Here is a 17,980-nt window from a genome sequence, read left to right on the forward strand (position 1 = left end):
ACGTTTTATCGTGACACATGAGAGGCGCGCAGCCTGGGACGGCGCACTTCTCCCTCCACGATAGTCCCCAAATTCAAGAGGCGCCTGATTTCCCCAGGCGCCTCTTACCTTTTCAGGACTCGGAATCTTCTGCGCCGCCGATGTGAAAATCGGTCAGTTTTTCGTAGATTTCAGTCGCCTGACGGCGTCCGACCGGCACTTTCGCGCCGCTCATCATGCGCAGCATCATGGCTCCGGACGGCTTCCGCACGACCTCGCGCACATGATCCATATTCACGATGGCCGAGCGGTGGGTGCGGATGAAAGGACCCCGGCCCAGCCTTTCCTCCATGCCCGTCATGGTCTCGCGCATGATATGGTTCCGCTCGCCGGTGTGCAGCACCACGTAGTCGCGCGCCGCTTCCACCCATTCGACCGTATCGGCGTTCACGCGATAAGCGCGCGTGCGGTCCTTGATCCATATCTCGCGCTCCCAGCGCGGGGCGCTGTGGCTGCGCGCGGCCGCGCGGCGCAGCTTGGCGACTAGAAGCTCCATTTCTTCCAGCCGGTCTGCGGCGCTGGCGGCTTCTTTCCGCGCCCTGGCGCGGCCGATCGCCAGTTCCAGCCGGCTGATTTCCACGGGTTTGAGGAGGTAATCGACAGCGGATTCCTCGAACGCCCGGGGGCCGTAATGGTCGTAAGCGGTAACGAAAATGATCTGTGGCGGGCTGTTTTCGGGCAATTTGCGGAGCAATCCGAACCCGTCCAGCACCGGCATATGGACATCCAGCAGGACAATATCGGGCTTCAACTCCGCGATCAGGCTGATGGCCGACTGGCCGTTGTCCGCGGTTCCGACAACCTCGCAAGCGGAAATCTGGCGGCAGATAATCTCCAGCCGCCGCAAGGCCAGCGGCTCGTCATCGACGAGCAGGATGCGGGCGTCAGGCGGCATCGGTCTCAAACGGCATTTCCAGCGTAACGCGCGCCCCGCCGCCGGGATTATCCGCCATGTGGAGCCGCGCCTGTCCGGGATAATGGAGATTGAGACGCTCGGCCGTGTTCTTCAGCCCGACATGGGTGGCGTGAATATCCTCCAGCGCGCGGCCGAAACCGGGGCCGTCATCCTCTATCGTAACGATCAGGCGGTCTTCGCTCCGCCGCGCCCCGATATTGATCTGCGCGCCGTCCTGCCGCGGCGCGACGGCGTATTTGATCGCGTTCTCCACGATGGGCTGGATGATCAGGCTGGGCACGCGGGCCTTCAACGCCTCGTCTTCGATCCGGAAAACAGTTTTCAGCTTTGACCCAAAGCGCGCTTTCTCGATTTCCAGATAGAGTTTCTGGGTCTCGATTTCCGTTTCCAGCGTGACGGTGCGCTCCAGCGTTCCGGCCAGCGTATAGCGCAGAAACCCGGAAAGCCGGCCGACCATGGTTTCCGCCGCGTCGTTGCGATTGTCCAGGATCAGCGAGGAAATCGCGTTCAGCGTGTTGAACAGGAAGTGCGGGTTCAACTGATAGCGCAGCATGGTCAGTTGCGCTTCGTTCGCCATGGCCTCCAGACGGTGGCGCCGGTTCTCCTCGAACCGCAGATCGGCGTTGGTCAGGAAGGCCAGATAAGCGCCCAGCCAGCCCGCGAACAGCGCCAGGTTGAAGAAGTAATAGCGTGAAAGCGCGGCGCGGGACGGCGTGTTCATGGTTTCCCCGGCCATCCACATGAAGACGAATTCCATCAGGATGTCGCCGGCCATCAGGATGATGGGCATGAAAAGAAGGGCCGGAAGCGCGGCGACGGAGCGCGCGGCGAGGCCTTTGGGATTCAGATACCGGAAGACCACGTGGATCGCGCACGTGACCACGAAAAGGAAGCCGAACGAAATGATGCGGTAGATCAGGCTTTGCGGAAAATGCAGGTCGCCGCCGATCAGGGCGATGGCGTTGCTGATTATGAAAATCCCGCCAATGACGATCGCCTGAAACACCATGAATTCGCGAAGCGTAATGGCTTCGGCGCGCTGGGGTTCGGAGGTCTCTGGAAACGTGGCTGTCATGATCGAGGTCAGCCTATTGTCCCTTTTCGTCCGGCGACAGGGATAAAGCGCGCGCCGCGCCGCCGCTGGTCGCTGTTTCAGCCCCATTCGTCGCAAACCGGAGAGAGCCGTCGCGAATTCCGGTCGGTTAGTCGATCACAACTTTAGTGTCACACTCCGCGTCTTCAAAAATCGTCCAAACGCCAGTGTTTACATCGCTTAACCAAAGGGGACGATAATGAAATCCAGAAAATTCAAGGCTTGTATTCTTGCAAGCACGCTATTGACCGGCGCGGGCGCAACAGGGGCGTTTGCCCAGGATCAGGTCGATCAGGGGACGCAGGCGGCCACCACGGGCAGCGCCGCTGACGATGTGGTTGTCGTCACGGGGTCACGCATCCGTCAGGCCAACCTGGTCAGCACCAGCCCGGTGACACAGGTTGATTCCGAAGAGCTGGACCTGCGCGGCACCGTCCGGGTCGAGGACATGCTGAACACCCTTCCGCAGGCCTTCGCGGCGCAGGGCAGCGCGGTTTCCAACGGCGCAACGGGCACGGCCACGGTGAACCTGCGCGGTCTGGGCTCCGTCCGGACGCTGGTGCTGGTCAATGGCCGCCGCCTGCCATTCGGTTCGCCGCTGCCGGCGGGGCAGGCCGCCGACCTCAACCAGATCCCGTCCGCCCTGGTGGAGCGGGTCGAGGTTCTGACGGGCGGCGCCTCGGCGATCTACGGGTCTGACGCGGTTTCCGGCGTCGTCAACTTCATTATGATGGACGACTTCGAGGGCATCCGTCTGGACGCCCAGTACAGCTTCTATCAGCACAAGAACGAAAACAGCGTTCAGGGCCTGATCAACGAATTCAACGCCATCAATCCGGACCAGTTCAAACTGCCGGATGACCATGTCATCGACGGCGAGACGGTTGAACTGACCGGCATCATGGGCGTCAATTCGCCGGACGGACAGGGCAATGTGACGGCCTATGTCGGGTACCGGAATGTTGACGATATCCGTCAGGCCGAGCGCGACTTCAGCGCCTGCGCATTCGGGACGCGGAATAATGGCGAGGAATTCACTTGTAACGGTTCCGGCACCAATGCGGTCGCCAACTTCCTGAACGTGAACCCGGCGCTGAGCCAGGGCTGGTTCCGCGTGGACCCGTCCAACGGCACGTTCATTCCGCGTGACTTCACGACGGACACGTTCAACTTCAACCCGTTCAACTTCTTCCAGCGTCCGGATGAAAGCTACAAGCTGGGCGCGTATGCGCATTACCGCGTCAACGACCATATCGAGCCGTACGCCGAGCTGACGTTCAACATGAACGAAACGGCGGCCGACATCGCGCCGTCCGGCGTTTTCGGCGGCGGCGTGGCCGGTCAGAGCGGCGGCATCAATTGCGACAACCCGTTCCTGTCCGACCAGCAGGTGGACTTCCTGTGCACCAGCAACGGTCTTTCCGGTTCGGACATCGCGCAGGGCGTGCTGATCTTCCGCCGGAACGTGGAAGGCGGGGCGCGCTCCAACACGCTGCGCCACACGACGTTCCGCAGCGTGCTGGGCGTCCGCGGCAATTTGAACGAGGCGTTCGACTATGATGTCTATGCCTCCTACGCGAATGTGAACCTGTCGCAGGCCTACAAGAACGAGGTCTCGGTCACCCGTTCCTCCCGCGCTCTGAACGCGGTCCGGGACGGCAGCGGAAATATCGTCTGCTCGGTCAATGCCGACAGCGATCCGGCCAATAACGACCCGGCCTGCGTGCCTTACGACATCTTCTCCGGCAACGGCCCGTCACAGGCGGCGATCAATTATATCGGCGCGGAACTGCTGGCGCAGGGCAACACGGTCCAGCAAGTGGTCAGCGGCTCCATCTCCGGCGATCTGGGCGTCTATGACGTGCGGATGCCGTGGGCCGAGAATGGCGTCGGCATCGCGTTCGGCGGCGAATATCGCCGCGATTACCTGGAGCTGAACCCCGACGCGGCGTTCCAGCAGCCGCCCAGTTCGGACGGTTTCGGCCAGGGCAGCCAGACGCTGCCGGTGGAAGGCTCCACAGACGTTTACGAGCTGTTCGGCGAAATCCAGGTTCCGATCATCGAGAACCGGCCCGGATTTGAAACCCTGGCGTTCGAGGCGGCGTATCGCTACTCTGACTATTCCAGCGGCTTCAAGACCGACACCTACAAGCTCGCGGGCGACTGGGCGCCGGTGGAAGATTTCCGCCTCCGCGCCAGCTTCCAGCGCGCGGTGCGCGCCCCGAACGTGGTCGAGCTGTTCACCAGCCAGACGCTGGGCCTGTTCGACATGACGGCGGGCGCCAACGGCAACTTCGATCCGTGCTCGGGCGACTTTGACCCCAATACCGCCAATCCGGAGCCGACCCGTTCCTTCGAGGAATGCGCCCGCACCGGCGTCACGGCGGACCAGTATGGCGCGATCGCCGACAACCCGGCGGGTCAGTTCAACACGCTGCAAGGCGGCGCGCTGGACCTGGAGCCGGAAGAGGCGGATACGTGGTCTGTCGGCCTTGTGGCGACGCCGAGCTTCCTGCCCGGCCTGACCCTGACGGTCGATTATTTCGACATCACGATCGAAAAGCTGATCGGCACGCTGGCGCAGCAGACGGTCCTGGAAAACTGCCTGGATACGGGCGATCCCACCTTCTGCGCGCTGGTCAATCGCGGGAATGGCGGCACGTTGTGGGCCAACCCGACCGGCTTCATCATCGCGCTGAACCAGAATACCGGTTCGCTTGAAACACGCGGCGTTGACGTTGTCGCGGGTTACTCGGTCGATCTTGGCGATCTGGGCGCGGACGGCATGGGCAGCCTCGAGTTCAATCTCGTCGGCACCTGGCTTGAATCGCTGGTGTTCAACAATCTGGGCGAAGCCGCCAAGGATTGCGCCGGAACCTACGGGGGCGGGTGTTCTTCAATCCTTCAGACGCCGAACCCGGAATGGCGGCACAGCTTCCGCACCACCTGGAACACGCCGTGGCAGGATGTCAGCCTGTCGGGCTCCTGGCGGTATTTCTCCTCCGTCGACCTGTTCGGCGGCGGCGCGGCCATCAACCAGACGCTGGACGAGCAGCACTATTTCGACCTGGCCGGCGTCTGGCAGGTTCGCGAGAATGCCCGCTTCAATCTGGGCGTGAACAATATCTTCGACAACGATCCGCCGCTGAGCTCGGTGGTCGGTTCGGGGGCCGGCAACGGCAACACCTTCCCGCAGGTCTATGACACGCTGGGCCGGTACGTCTTCGCCGGGGCGACGGTCGACTTCTAGACCGCAAGACTTCTCGGAGAACTCAAGGGGCTGGCGGGCGACCGTCAGCCCCTCGTTTTTTTGTACAGATCAGGCGGCGCGGCGGCGGGCCGCGAGGAAGCCTTCCAGCGACCCGCCAATCCGGCCGAGGTCCGCTTCGGACAGCGCCGCGTGGAAAGGCAGGCCCAGCGTGGATTCAGCCAGCCGTTCGGTCATGGCGAGGTCATCACGGGGGCAGTCGTCAAACGCCGGCTGGCGATGACAGCCGCGCGCCCACCAGAAGCGGGTCTCGATGCCCTCTCGGGCAAGATGGGCGGCGCAATCCCGCGCGACCGGCGCGTCGAAGCGGATGACCGCGGTGGTTCCGCACCAGGGCGCGCCAAACCCTTCAGGCAGGCTGACGCCCGGCAGGGCGGAAACCATCTCGTTCATCCGGCGGGCGAGCTGCATCAGGCGGCCGCGCCGGTCCGGCAGCTGATCCATCGCGGCCAGACCGATGGCGGCGTGATACTCGCTGATCTTGGCGTTGGCGGAGACGAGTTGCGATTCACGGGAATCGTCGAACCCGAAATTCGACCGGACCTTGATTTCTTCCCGCGTCGCAATGTCCGGGCAGAGCACAAAGCCGCCTTCGCCCGCCGGCAGGAGCTTGGTGGCGTGCAGGCTGACGCAGGAGACGATGCCGCTGGCCTGAACGCTGATGAAGGCCGCCGCGGCATCATGCACCACGCGGCAGCCGGTTTCGGCCTGAAACGCCGCCCAGCCATCCAGATCGACCGGCGCGCCCTGTGGCGAGACGGGGGAGACCGCCGCGACCGTATCCGCCCCGAGGCGGCGGAGGGCGGTTTTCGCGATTTCCGGCGTCAGCTGCTGGCTGTCCGGATCGACATCAAGGAAGTAGGGGGTCAGGCCCGCGGCCATCGCGGCCAGAGGCGCGGCGGCGAACGTCCATGACGGCGTCAGGATATAGCGCGCGCCCGTCCGGCGGGCTGTCAGATAGGCCATCTGGAGGCCGCTCGTGCAGCTGGATGTTGTCACCAGCCTGTGACGCTCGACCCCGAAGTGATCGGCCAGGCGCTGTTCCAGCTCCTTCGTCAGCGGGCCGCGATTGGCGTACCAGCCGGTCTGGTCGATTTGCTGCAGATAGGGGGCAAGGGCGTCCGCGTCCGGCAGGACGGGCCGCATTACCTCTATGTCGAATTTCCGGGTCATGGCCGCGCCTCCCCGCGCAGCGACCGCGCGGGGCGCGCGATCAAGGTGGTTTCGGCGGGCGTGTCGGTCATCACCGCCGCGCCCGGCCCGATGCGGCAGGTTTCGCCGATTTTCAGATTGTCGGCCGTGGCCGCGTTGACGCCGAAAAAGCAGCCAGACCCGGTTTCGCAGGCGCCGGAGATACAGACCTGGCCGGCCAGGAAATTCGCGTCGCCGATGCGGGCGTGATGGCCAATATTGTTCTGTGGCATCAGGAAGACATGGTCGCCCAGCACCGCGCCCGGCTGGATGACATTATAGTCGAGAATGAAGTGGTGCAGGCCGATCCGCGCGCTGTCAGCCACCCGGGCCGTGGGCGCGCAATAGGAGGCCAGTTCATAGCCCTGATCGGAAAATGCGCGCACCCTTTCCCACGCCGCGCCCGCATGGCGGTGGTAGCCCATGGCGACAAAGACCCGGACGCTGCCGGGCGGGAACCGGTCCGCCGCGTCAGAGACGGTCAGGACGGGCCGGTCCCGCAGTGTCTCGATCGTGCGATGCTCCGGGTCCACCATGAATGCGGCGACCGGCCCCTGGCCGTCCCGCTCGAAATATTCCGCAGCTGTCTCGGCGACCTGACCCGCGCCGAATATGAGGACCGGGGAGGCCATCAGGCAGCCTCCGCCAGCCTGCAATCGCCCAGAATTTCGGCGCGCAGGCTTTCGCTCTCTTCCATCAGCAGACGGTGGAGCATGCTGGTTCTGGGGCCCGTATAGTCCGGCAGGAATTCCAGACGGATGCCGCGGGCGGAGAAGGCCTGAGGGTCATAGAGGCTTCGTCCCCCCGGCGCATTCACATATGCGTTCGCCCCTAGCGCCTCCAGAATGGCGAGGATGCGATCCTGCGCCTTCAGGCGCGCCGGGATATCCAGCGCGCTGGAACGCAGGATCTGCGGGTGAAATCCAAGACGGCGCGCAGCGACGCGCAATGTCAGTTCCAGATAATCGGTCAGGGCGGGCCGCGTGTTCAGGAACGCTGAAGCCGCCGGGTGCGTCGACCGGTGGCGCAGGGCGTGATCGAGATCGGGAAAGGCCGCCGCCCGCTGCCGCATCAGGTCGGCGGCGTCGGTTTTCAGTTCGACATCCCGGATAGCCGCGTCGTAGGCGGCTTTCTCGACAGGCAGGGTCAGCCAGCCCGGTTCGCCGTTGACGCGCGGCAACTGGTTTCGGTGAACCCAGCCGCGGCGCGGAAACTGGACGCAATCATAGATCACGAAGACATCGGCCGCCGCCAGCAGCCGGTAATACCCTGCATAGGGGAAGAAATAGGGTTGCATGATCGCCGCGCGCATCACGCCGCCCCCTGCATCACCGCGCGGTCGTGCAACGCCCACTCTGCCTCGAAGCGCCGGATTTCTTCCGGTGAAAGGCGAATGTCCCGCGTGTGATCAAATCTCGCCGGACCGGCATAAGCGTCTGGCAAGGCGTAACCGTAATGGTCCCGCAGATGAGATTTCAGGTTTTCGAAGACCGTCTCCGGCTGGTCGCACAATGTTTCATAGCGAACCCGGAACACGTTGCGCGCCGGCGCCCGGTCCAGCGCATCTTCAATCGCCAGATCGGTCAGGCGCACAGTGGCGGCGGCCTGTTCGAGAGCCTCTTTTCCAAGAAGTTCAGCAAATTGCGGCGGCTTCATGCCCCACCAGGCGGCGGCGTCGCCATTAAAGCGGCGCCGGGCCTCCAGCAGCGACTGGACGGCAAAGACGGGTTCGCGGGTGACGTGAAAAAACAGCGCGTTCGGCAGCGCCCCGGCCAGCTCCGCGATGTTCCAGTTGAGGCATAGCGCCTTCATGGCGAAGGGCCGGGCCAACGCGGCTTCCAGCGAGGCTATCTCGGCGGCGAAGCGGCGCGCTTTGTCCGCGGGCCAGCGGTTCGGCGGGATGTGATTGGTGGGTTCGGAGGGGAAGAAGCGCCGCCAGAAATACCAGAACGGATTGGCGCCCAGCAGGCCGGCGGTTTTGCCAAGATCGGAGCGGTAGTCTGGCGCGGCGATCTCTTCCGCCAGCTCATCCTTGTACCGCACCGCCGGGTCGCAGAGCATTTTCTGCACCAGCGCCCCCGCCGCCGGCGCGGCGTAGAAGCGGGAAATCAGATTGGTCGGGTAAGAGAAATAGCCGTTATAGCCGAGCCATTGCAGGAGCAGCGTGGTGCCCGAGCGCGGATTGCCGACGATCAGGCCAACCGGACCGTCTGGCTGCGCGCCATCCTGAATGAGGGTTCCGGCCCCCGGCGCCAATGCGGCGTTCAGCGTCTCCAGCACGCTTTCCAGCGTGTCATTGCGCTGATAGCGCGGGGCGCGGTCGGGAAAGCCGTCCTTCATGCGGCGGCCCGTTTGGCCTCTGTCGAGGCGGCAATATCTTTGGCCTCGGCAATCAGGCCAAGCAGCTTTTCCGTCGCATCGCGGCGGGAGAAGACATCTTTGTTAAGGGCGTCCATGCGCGCGCGGTGCTCTACGGCGCGCTCCGGATTCTGCATCAGCGCAACGGCTTCGGTCTTCATCGCGGCGAGGTCCGGCAGACAGTGTTCCGCGCCGATCAGCCCCTCGACATCCCCGCCCGGCAGGGTAAGGACGGGCAGGCGTTCAACCGCCGCCAGAAAGGCAGTGCGCCCGCCGCCGCGGCGTGGCGGGTTTATATAGACGTTGCAGGCGTCATAGAGGCCGCGTAGGTCCGCCGCGAACGCCATGGCGCGCACGCGCTGGGCCACGCCCGCAAATGCGCTGGCGAACCGCACAGAGTCCGTGCCGCAGATCAGCAGATAGGCATTGGGCGAGGCGCGCAGAATATCGGCCAGCATATTGGCGAATTCGTCGTCGATCTCTTCATTCAGCCGGTTCCCCGCGACCACGAACACACAGCCGTCTTCCGGGACTTTCAGATCGGCTTTGGTCTTCGGTTCGGTCTTTTCCGGGATGGCGTTCAGCCGGTATTCGCATTGCCGGACGACATGAGCGTCGGGCAGGTGGCCGCGCTTGCGGAGTTCGGATTTTCCGAACTGGCCGAAGCGGTCCGTAACCACATGCGCCCGGCTCAGCGGTTCGTCCTGCTGGCTGGGTATGAAAACCGCCGGGTAGCGCCAGGACAGCAGATCGCCGGCAAAGTTCTCCGACGATTGGGAGAGCACGACGGTCGGGGCGAAATTCTCCGCCACGTCGATCCATTCCTGAAACAGACCGCGCCCGTATGCGCCGCAGCCTGAGTAGTGAACCGGAATCTCTACGCCCTGATATGTGTAGGCGTCCCGGCCTTCCTGTTCGCGGAAATTGGCGATGAAGGGCCGGTCGAGATTCAGGGCGTTGCCGCGGGGATAATCCCGCGCGTCCAGCACCAGAACTTCCGCCCCGGCTTCCACTTTCAGACGGCGGGCGATTTCCAGAACCGCCAGCGTCGGGGCGTGCCGGTGACCCAGCATCTGCTTGGCGACAATCAGTACGCGCTCGGCGCCGCTATCGTTGTGAACAGGGGCCAGGTCCAGCCGCCGCGCAGTGTCGTCCAGACAGGCGAAATAGCCGGCGGCCAGATTGCCGAAACGGATCTTTGCAATGCGGTCCGCGCCCAGCTTCGACGCATCGACGAACAGCGCGCGCGAAACATTGGTGACAAGCGCATTGAGAAGATCGGGCTCACCGGAGAACGCCGTGGACAGCTTGGCAGCTTCGCTGAGATAGCGCGCCGTGCCGGTCTGGGCGTAGCGGCGCATGAATTGCGCGGCGGCGGCCGAGGGGCCTCCGCTTTTGAGAATTTTCTCGACGTCCTTGTCGGTGCGCGTGGTCATGACAAACGGCTTTCGGCGTAGGCTTCGAATTTCGGGATCAGGGCGCGGCGCTGGATCTTGCCGGTGCTGGTCTGGGGAATGGCGTCGCCGAACACGATCACGCTCGGGCGGCGCTTCGACGGCAGCGCGCTCTCAAAGGCGGAGGTCAGGGATTGCCGCGCCGCCTCGCTTTCCTCTCCCAGCACGAACAGGCCGATCTCTTCCTCGGCATGGGCGTTGGGGAAGCCGACCGCGACCACGTCCCGCCAGCCTTCGCGGCCCAGCGCCTCGTCAATGTCCAGCAGGGAAATGGTCTGGCCGTGTCGCTTGACGATTTCCTTCAGGCGTCCGGCCAGGAAGTAGAAACGGCGACCTTCCAGGTCGCGCCAGTAGCCGCGGTCGCCGGTGCGGAACCAGCCATCGGCGAAGGCGTCCACATTGGCTTCGGGCGCGCGGTCATAGCCGCGCATCACGTTCCAGCCGCGAATGCGCACCTCGCCGGTCTCGCCTTCGGACAGCGGATCTCCCGCGTCATCGGTCACCGTGATCTCATTTCCGAACACGGCCTGGCCCGCGGAGGGGCGCTCGGCGTCCAGCAACGCGGCCCTGTAGGCGGCGTCCGGTATGTCGCCCGGAATGGCGAGCGAGAAATTGACGGTCTCCGAAAGGCCGTAGGCCTGATGGATGGGCACGCCGAAGCGGTCCATGAAAACCTTGAGAAGCTCCCGCGACAGCGGCGCGGAGGCGGAAGTGACATAGCGCAGCGAGTCCGGAACCGCGTCCTTTCCGATATCGCGCTTGTCCTCGGTCAGGCGGCGGATGGCGGCGGGGGCCATGGAGACAATTTCGGCGTTCTCGGCGCGGGCAATGTCCCAGAAGGCGGACGGATAGAAGCTGCGGTTCAGGACCAGCTTGCACTCGGCGTAGAGCGAGGTGACGAAGGAAAAATCCATTGCGTTCACATGGAACATCGGCAGGACGCACATATGCGCCGCGCCGGGTTCAAGCTGGTGCAGGCGCCGCGTCGCTTCGGCGTTGATCAGCAGATTGCCCTGGTCCAGCACCACCCCCTTGCAGCGCCCGGTCGTGCCGGAGGTGTAGATGAGAACGGCGGGGGTTTCGCGGGCGGGCGCGGCGTGCGGCCAGTCCGGCGCCGCGGTGTCGACCAGCTCCTTGCCGTCCAGCTCCAGCGTGAACAGGCCGTCCGGCGCGTGTTCGCTCTGATTGGGCGCGAGGATGACGCCCCTCGCGCCGGAGGTTTCCGAAACGAAGGCGCCGAAATCGCCCAGCTCAGCCGGATTGATCAGGACGGCGGTCGCGCCCATCCCCCACAGCGCGGCATAGGCGATGATCGCCGCATCGCGGTTGCCCAGCGCCACCATCACCCGGTCGCCGGGCTGGACGTTGAATTCATCGCTCAACCGGTGGGCCAGGGAACGCGCGGCGTTGGAGAAGGCGGCAAAGCTCCAGTCGCGGATTTTCCGGGCGCCGGAATAATGCGCGCAAAAGAGGGCGTCGCCGTTCCGGGCGTCGATCAGGTCGCGGAAATTGTCGTGCGTCAGATGGGCGCCGTAATCCGCTTCGCCCTTGTATGTCCGGGCGGCGGCGATGGCGGGGTCCAGAGTGTCATCGCGCATCGATCGATACGCTCCTATTGGCGCATTCTACGCCGTTTGCAGCTGCGGAAGCTGGGAGGCCGAAACGCCCTCGACCATGGTCCGGTTGATCATCGGGTGGGTCTGGTCGGTGGGGCCGAAATCGCTATCCGGGTGATAGGCGATGACACGCATCGCGCTATCGGTGGTGCGGAATTTGTGCGCGCCCTCGGCCGGAATGCGGAACATCGTGCCCGGCGTTAGCGGAATAATTCCTTCCGGCGTCTCGCACTCGCCGCGCCCCGAAAAGACGCAGCCGATGCGGTCGGACGGATGGGTGTGGGAGGTCTGGTCGATGCCCGGCGGGAAATAGAGAAGGTTCAGGCAGGGATCGCCATAGCGCACCGGCGGCAGCAGCAGGCTGTCGGTGCAGCCATCGATATATTTCAGGCGGCCCTTTTCCTCGACCGGCCCGCCCAGCAGGAAATAGGCCCGGTGATCATGGCGTTCGATAACGATGCCGCGCCCGCCCTGGACCGTGACCTTGCCGTTGGCGGAGAAATACATGCCGGTCTTCAGGCGGAACGCGCCCGACTCCGTTGTCAGAACCGCTTCGCCTTCAGCGACGAACCCGAAAAAGGCGCTCATGCCCTTCAGAGTCAGGGCATCCTTGTCCCACGCGTGCAGGGTGGTCGGGAAATTGGGGTCGCATTCGCGGACCTTCCCGTGGGACCATTCGAAACTCTCGAAATTGGGTGACTGCATGCGGAGCGGCTCCATCGCGCGAATCATGAGTATTCGCGGTTCAGTCGATCCGAATCGGGTTCAAGTTTGGTTAATCGCGGGTAATCAGCTGGCGTTGCGTTCGAGATAACCCAGAATTGCGGCGCGGGAGCCGAAGTTCTCCTCGACCATTTCCTCGTCTTCGATGTCCAGGTCGAACCGGTCTTCAATGGCCGCGATCAGTTCAACATGCTCATAGGAGGTCAGGGCGTCCTCGTCGGCAAACCATGTATCCTCGTCCAGCTTCAGCAGGGACGGGTAGTCGCTGGCCAGAAGGGCGTCCAGGCGGGGCTTGTGGTCTTGCGCGCTCATGCGATCAGAAACCGTGAGTCGCGCCGCGGGCGCAAGACGGGCGATTACGCCGTGAGGTCCGCGACGGCCTTGCGGTAGGCGGACTGGATGGCGTCGCGGTTCCTGTGGCGGCCGCCGGATACTTGCAATGTCCCGCCGCTCCAGACCTTGTCGACACTGCCGCCGCCGAAAACCCAGCCGTCCAGCCAGCCATCGCCTTCCAGTCCGGCCAGCGCGGCGTGGTCTGCGTCCAGCGTCATGATGTCCGCCCGATTGCCCGTTTTCAGCGCGCCGATCGCCTGTCCGGACGATTGCGCGCCGCCATGGGCCGCGGCGTCGAACAGCGCGCGCCCGGTCGAGGCGGCCTTGCCCGCCAGCACGTTTCGCGCGCGATCGCGGAAACGCTGCGAATATTCCAGCCAGCGCAGCTCTTCCGGCGCGGAGATCAGGACATTGGAATCGCTGCCGATGGCGATGCGCCCGCCGGCGTTCAGGAAGGCCGGACCGTTGAATATGCCGTCGCCCAGATTGGCTTCCGTGATCGGGCAGACGCAGATCGTCGCGCCCGTCTCCGCCACGCCGCGGCTTTCAGCTTCGGTCATGTGGGTGGCGTGGATCAGGGTCCAGCGGGCGTCGACATCGAAATGCTCCAGCAGCCATTCCACCGGGCGTTGGCCGGACCAGTCCTGACAATCCTCCACCTCACGCACCTGTTCGGCGATGTGGATATGAACGGGGCCATCTGGGCGGGCCGCCAGTAGGGCGTTCAGACTGTCTTCGGTGACCGCCCGCAGGCTGTGCGGGGCAAAGCCGACGCGGGCGGCGGGCAGGCCGGATACCGCGCCTTCGCAACCCTCTATCAGTTTCAGGAAACGATCCGGGTCATTGATGAAGCGGCGCTGTGCGGCCTCGGGCGGTTCCCCGCCGAACCCGCCCTGCGCATAGAAGACCGGCAGCAGCGTCAGGCCGATGCCTGTTTCGCCCGCCGCCGCGGCCACGGCCTCCGCCATCGCGGCGAGGCTGGCATAGGGCGCGCCGTCCCGGTCATGGTGGAGATAGTGGAACTCGCCGACCGTGGTGGAGCCGGTTTCCAGCATTTCCATATAGGCCTGCGCGGCGATGGCGGCGACGTGTTCAGGGGTCAGGCGGTCCAGGAAGCGGTACATTTCCTGGCGCCAGCTCCAGAAGCTGTTTTCGCCCTCCACCTTGCGCTCCGTCCGTCCGGCCATGGCGCGCTGGAAGGCGTGACTGTGCATATTGGGCAGGCCGGGCAGGGCGATCTCGCCGTCCGCCGCGCCTTCAGGCGCGGAGTCAGCCGCAATGGCGCTGATCACGCCATCCTCTGATACTGTGACCGAGACGTTTTCCGCCCAGCCCTCTGCGAGCAGCGCATGCTTGAAAAACAGTTTGGACATCGTCTTCGCTGTTTTGCATAGCTGGGCCAAGCCGTGAAGAAGGAAGCTCGATTGCCGGACATCAGCCAAGCTCAAGCGCGCCAGGTCTGGCGCAACGCCAACCTCGCCACCATGAATCCGGGCGGGGCCCCGTACGGCCTGATTGAGAACGGCGCCATCGCCGCGGAGGCGGGGCGAATCGTCTGGGCGGGCGCCTCCGATGATATGCCCGGCGAGTATTCCGGCTGGGCCTCGGAAAATCTGGACGGCCGGCTGGTCACCCCGGCGCTGATCGATTGCCACACCCATCTTGTGTACGCGGGCGGGCGCGCGCGCGAGTTCGAGATGCGGCTGGAGGGCGCGAGCTATGAGGAAATCTCGAAAGCGGGCGGCGGCATCCGCTCGACCGTGAAGGCGACCCGCGCGGCCGGCGAGGATGAACTGGTCGAAGCCGCGCTGCCCCGTCTGGATGCGCTGATCGCAGAAGGCGCGGGGACGGTGGAGATCAAGTCCGGCTACGGGCTGGACCTGGAGAGCGAGCGGCGGATGCTGCGCGCCGCGCGGCGGCTGGGTGAGATGCGGCCCGTGCGCGTTTGCACCACATTCCTGGGCGCGCACGCCCTGCCCGAAGACTATGAGGGGCGGCCGGACGCCTATATCGATCTGGTGTGTGAGGAGATGATGCCGGCGCTGGCGGGCGAGGGGCTGGTCGACGCCGTGGATGCGTTCTGCGAGCGGATCGGCTTCACGAACGCCCAGACGCGGCGCGTTTTCGAAAAGGCGAAGAAGCTGGGCTTGCCGGTCAAGCTGCACGCCGAGCAATTATCGGATCAGGATGGCGCGGCCCTGACCGCCGAGTTCGGCGGCCTGTCCGCGGACCATCTGGAGCACCTTTCAGAAACCGGCATCAAGGCCATGGCGGCGGCGGGCACAGTCGCCGTGCTGCTGCCGGGCGCTTTCTATTTCCTGAAAGATGAGCGTTTGCCGCCGGTCGATGCGTTGCGCGAGGCGGGCGTGCCGATGGCGGTGGCGACCGACTCCAATCCCGGCACCTCGCCCATGACGTCGCCCTTGCTGGCGATGAACATGGCGTGCGTGTTGTTCGGCCTGACGCCGGAAGAGGCGCTGGCCGGAACCACGCGCAACGCTGCAAAGGCGCTGGGCCTTCAAGGCGAGGCGGGGATCATCGCGCCCGGCTGTCGCGCCGAGCTGGCGGTGTGGAACGCAGACCATCCGGCCGAGCTTTCCTATCGCTTCGGCTTTAATCCGCTGCACGCCCGGATTATGCAGACGCCATGATTCCTCACGTCCTGATTCCGGGCGAGGCGAGCCTCGCCGAACTCGAAGCGCTTTTCTGGTCCTGCGACGCGGCGCGTCTCACCGACAAATGCGCCGATGCGGTGAAAGCCTCCGCCGGTCGCGTCGCCGAGGCGGTGCGCAGCGGCGAGACCGTCTATGGGGTCAATACCGGCTTCGGAAAGCTGGCCCAGAAGCGCATTTCGGACGATCAGACAGAGGCGCTTCAGCGCAACCTGATCGTATCGCACGCCTGCGGGACCGGCGCGCCGATCGGCGAGGCGGAAACGCGCCTGATGATGGCGCTGAAGCTGCTGTCTCTGGGGCGCGGCGCCTCCGGCGTGCAGCCCGAAACCGTGGCGATGATCGAGGCGATGCTGGAGCATGGCGTTATCCCGGTTATCCCGGGGCAGGGCTCGGTCGGCGCCTCGGGCGATCTGGCGCCGCTGGCGCACATGGCGGCGGTGATGATCGGCGAGGGCGAGGCGGTTCATCAGGGCCAGCGCCAGCCGGGCGGCGATGCGCTGAAGGCCGCCGGGCTGACGCCGCTGACCCTGCAGGCCAAGGAAGGTCTGGCGCTGATCAATGGCACGCAGTTTTCGACCGCGCTGGCGCTGTCCGGCCTTTTCCGCGCGCGGCGCGCGGCGGAGGCGGCGCTGGTCACAGGGGCGCTGTCGCTGGACGCGGCGGCGGGTTCGGTCAAACCGTTCCGCGAAGAAATCCACGCCCTGCGCGGTCAGCCGGGGCAGATCCGCGCGGCGCGTATCTTGAGAGACCTGATCGACGGGTCGGACATCCTGAAATCCCACAAGACCTGTCTGAAAGTTCAGGATCCGTACTGCCTGCGCTGCCAGCCGCAGGTCATGGGCGCGTGTCTGGACGTTCTGGATCAGGCGGCCGCGGTGCTGGAGCGGGAGGCCAACGCGGTGACCGACAATCCGCTGGTGCTGGAAAACGGCGACATCATTTCCGGCGGCAATTTCCATGCCGAGCCGGTGGCCTTCGCCGCCGACCAGATCGCCATGGCGGTTTGCGAGATCGGATCAATCAGCGAACGGCGCGTGGCGCTGCTGACCGACCCCAACATGTCGGACCTTCCGGCCTTCCTGACGCCCGATCCCGGCATCAATTCCGGCTTCATGATCGCCCATGTCACGGCGGCCGCTCTGGTCTCCGAGAACAAATCGCGCGCCTTCCCCGCCTCGGTCGACACCATCCCGACTTCCGCCAATCAGGAAGACCATGTCTCCATGGCCGCGCACGGCGCGCGCCGGCTGATCGACATGACGGACAATCTGGCGGTGATCATCGGGATCGAGGCGCTGGCCGCCGCGCAGGGCGTGCATCTGCGCCGTCCGCTGAAATCCAGCAACGCGCTGGAGGCTGTCATGACGCGCATCCGCGCCGACGTTCCGGCGCTGGAGGATGATCGCTACATGGCGGGCGATCAGGAGGCCGCCAAAACCATGGTCGCGACAAGGGCGCTGGCCGAGGCCGCCGACATCCGCCTGGACTGGTCATGATTCCGCCGGTTCTCACTGTGCCGGGCGACTCGGCGCTGGTTCTGGGCCAGCCGCACGGCGCCACGGCGCTGGGCGATGTTGAGGAAAGCCTGAACGCGCGGGGGCGGGCGGTCGCCGATACGGACTGGCACATCCCCGCGCTCTATGACGGTCTTGCGCCCGACGCGACGGTCATACGCGCCGGCTTTTCCCGTTACGTGCTGGACGTCAATCGCGACCCGTCCGGCGTATCCCTGTATCCCGGCCAGAACACGACAGGGCTATGTCCCGTGATCGATTTTGAAGGCGAGCCCATCTATCGCGAGGGGCGGGAGCCGGACGAAGCGGAGATCGAGCGCCGCCGCCAACAGGTCCACGCCCCCTATCACGCCGCCATGGAGGCCCAGCTTGCGCGCGTGAAGGCGCAGAACGGCGCGGCGGTCCTCTATGACTGTCACTCTATCCGCGGCGATCTGCCCTTCCTGTTCGAGGGACGCCTGCCGGATCTGAATATCGGCACGAATGGCGGCGCCAGTTGCGCGCCTGAAATCACGGCGATCCTCGAGGACTGGCGGGGCGAGGCCGAGGCGGCGGGTTTTACCACCGTCATGAATGGCCGCTTCAAGGGCGGCTGGACCACCCGCCATTATGGCCGGCCGGAAGAGGGCGTCCACGCCGTACAGATGGAAATTGTGCAGGGGACCTACATGGAAGAGACCCCGCCCTGGACCTATGATTCGGATAAGGCGGCGAAGCTGCGTCCGCTGCTTCAGGCGCTTCTGACGCGGCTGAAAACAACGGGCGCCGGCGCCGCGGCGAACTGACAGGCAAACCGGGAG

Annotated in this window: 15 protein-coding genes; 4 read left to right on the forward strand and 11 right to left on the reverse strand. The window is 64.9% G+C overall.

What is annotated here, in order from left to right:
- Window positions 1-112 precede the first annotated feature (112 nt).
- Both L338_RS12710 and L338_RS16695 read right to left on the reverse strand, forming a co-directional pair.
- A complete protein-coding gene (locus tag L338_RS12710) occupies window positions 113-934 on the reverse strand; it encodes a LytR/AlgR family response regulator transcription factor (protein ID WP_022698772.1) in 822 nt (273 codons plus the stop codon).
- Window positions 924-2,030, reverse strand: coding sequence for a sensor histidine kinase (locus L338_RS16695; RefSeq protein ID WP_022698773.1), 1,107 nt, complete (start codon window positions 2,028-2,030; stop codon window positions 924-926). Before L338_RS16695 ends, L338_RS12710 begins: the two co-directional genes overlap by 11 nt.
- A 217-nt stretch (window positions 2,031-2,247) precedes the next feature.
- On the opposite strand from L338_RS16695, the gene L338_RS12720 reads away from it, so the two are divergent.
- Entirely contained in the window at window positions 2,248-5,298 is a 3,051-nt protein-coding gene (locus L338_RS12720) for a TonB-dependent receptor domain-containing protein (RefSeq protein WP_027068525.1), read from the forward strand.
- A gap of 69 nt (window positions 5,299-5,367) precedes the next feature.
- Here L338_RS12720 and L338_RS12725 read toward each other — a convergent pair whose 3' ends face one another.
- The 9 genes from L338_RS12725 to L338_RS12765 all read right to left on the reverse strand — a co-directional run bounded on the left by L338_RS12725 (window position 5,368) and on the right by L338_RS12765 (window position 14,364).
- The gene (locus L338_RS12725) at window positions 5,368-6,489 is read right to left on the reverse strand and encodes a DegT/DnrJ/EryC1/StrS family aminotransferase (RefSeq protein ID WP_022698775.1); all 1,122 of its coding nucleotides are present in this window, start codon (window positions 6,487-6,489) and stop codon (window positions 5,368-5,370) included.
- Entirely contained in the window at window positions 6,486-7,139 is a 654-nt protein-coding gene (locus L338_RS12730) for an acetyltransferase (RefSeq protein ID WP_022698776.1), read from the reverse strand. Before L338_RS12730 ends, L338_RS12725 begins: the two co-directional genes overlap by 4 nt.
- On the reverse strand, window positions 7,139-7,819 hold the full coding sequence (locus L338_RS12735; protein WP_022698777.1) for a WbqC family protein: 681 nt from the start codon (window positions 7,817-7,819) through the stop codon (window positions 7,139-7,141). Before L338_RS12735 ends, L338_RS12730 begins: the two co-directional genes overlap by 1 nt.
- A complete protein-coding gene (locus L338_RS12740; RefSeq protein ID WP_022698778.1) occupies window positions 7,819-8,847 on the reverse strand; it encodes a sulfotransferase in 1,029 nt (342 codons plus the stop codon). The genes L338_RS12735 and L338_RS12740 overlap by 1 nt, the downstream gene beginning before the upstream one ends.
- Complete coding sequence (locus L338_RS12745; protein WP_022698779.1) at window positions 8,844-10,301, reverse strand: glycosyltransferase family protein; 1,458 nt, start codon at window positions 10,299-10,301, stop codon at window positions 8,844-8,846. The genes L338_RS12740 and L338_RS12745 overlap by 4 nt, the downstream gene beginning before the upstream one ends.
- Window positions 10,298-11,917 (reverse strand): class I adenylate-forming enzyme family protein, encoded by a 1,620-nt coding sequence (locus L338_RS12750; protein WP_022698780.1) that lies wholly within the window; start codon window positions 11,915-11,917, stop codon window positions 10,298-10,300. The genes L338_RS12745 and L338_RS12750 overlap by 4 nt, the downstream gene beginning before the upstream one ends.
- Before the next feature lie 27 nt (window positions 11,918-11,944).
- Window positions 11,945-12,640 (reverse strand): cupin domain-containing protein, encoded by a 696-nt coding sequence (locus L338_RS12755; protein ID WP_033311375.1) that lies wholly within the window; start codon window positions 12,638-12,640, stop codon window positions 11,945-11,947.
- Window positions 12,641-12,724: 84 nt separating this feature from the next.
- Complete coding sequence (locus tag L338_RS12760; protein ID WP_022698782.1) at window positions 12,725-12,970, reverse strand: acyl carrier protein; 246 nt, start codon at window positions 12,968-12,970, stop codon at window positions 12,725-12,727.
- A 44-nt stretch (window positions 12,971-13,014) separates the two neighbouring features.
- Window positions 13,015-14,364, reverse strand: coding sequence for a formimidoylglutamate deiminase (locus L338_RS12765; protein WP_027068528.1), 1,350 nt, complete (start codon window positions 14,362-14,364; stop codon window positions 13,015-13,017).
- A gap of 60 nt (window positions 14,365-14,424) precedes the next feature.
- Between L338_RS12765 and hutI the strand changes: the two genes are divergently transcribed.
- From hutI to hutG, 3 genes are read left to right on the forward strand one after another with little or no spacing between them, the layout of a single operon-like run.
- Complete coding sequence (gene hutI / locus L338_RS12770; protein WP_027068529.1) at window positions 14,425-15,642, forward strand: imidazolonepropionase; 1,218 nt, start codon at window positions 14,425-14,427, stop codon at window positions 15,640-15,642.
- The gene (gene hutH, locus L338_RS12775) at window positions 15,639-17,162 is read left to right on the forward strand and encodes a histidine ammonia-lyase (protein WP_022698785.1); all 1,524 of its coding nucleotides are present in this window, start codon (window positions 15,639-15,641) and stop codon (window positions 17,160-17,162) included. Before hutI ends, hutH begins: the two co-directional genes overlap by 4 nt.
- A complete protein-coding gene (gene hutG, locus L338_RS12780; protein WP_022698786.1) occupies window positions 17,159-17,965 on the forward strand; it encodes an N-formylglutamate deformylase in 807 nt (268 codons plus the stop codon). Before hutH ends, hutG begins: the two co-directional genes overlap by 4 nt.
- The last annotated feature ends 15 nt before the right edge of the window (window positions 17,966-17,980 follow it).

The organism is Euryhalocaulis caribicus, assembly GCF_000412185.1.
Classification (GTDB): Bacteria; Pseudomonadota; Alphaproteobacteria; order Caulobacterales; family Maricaulaceae; genus Euryhalocaulis; species Euryhalocaulis caribicus.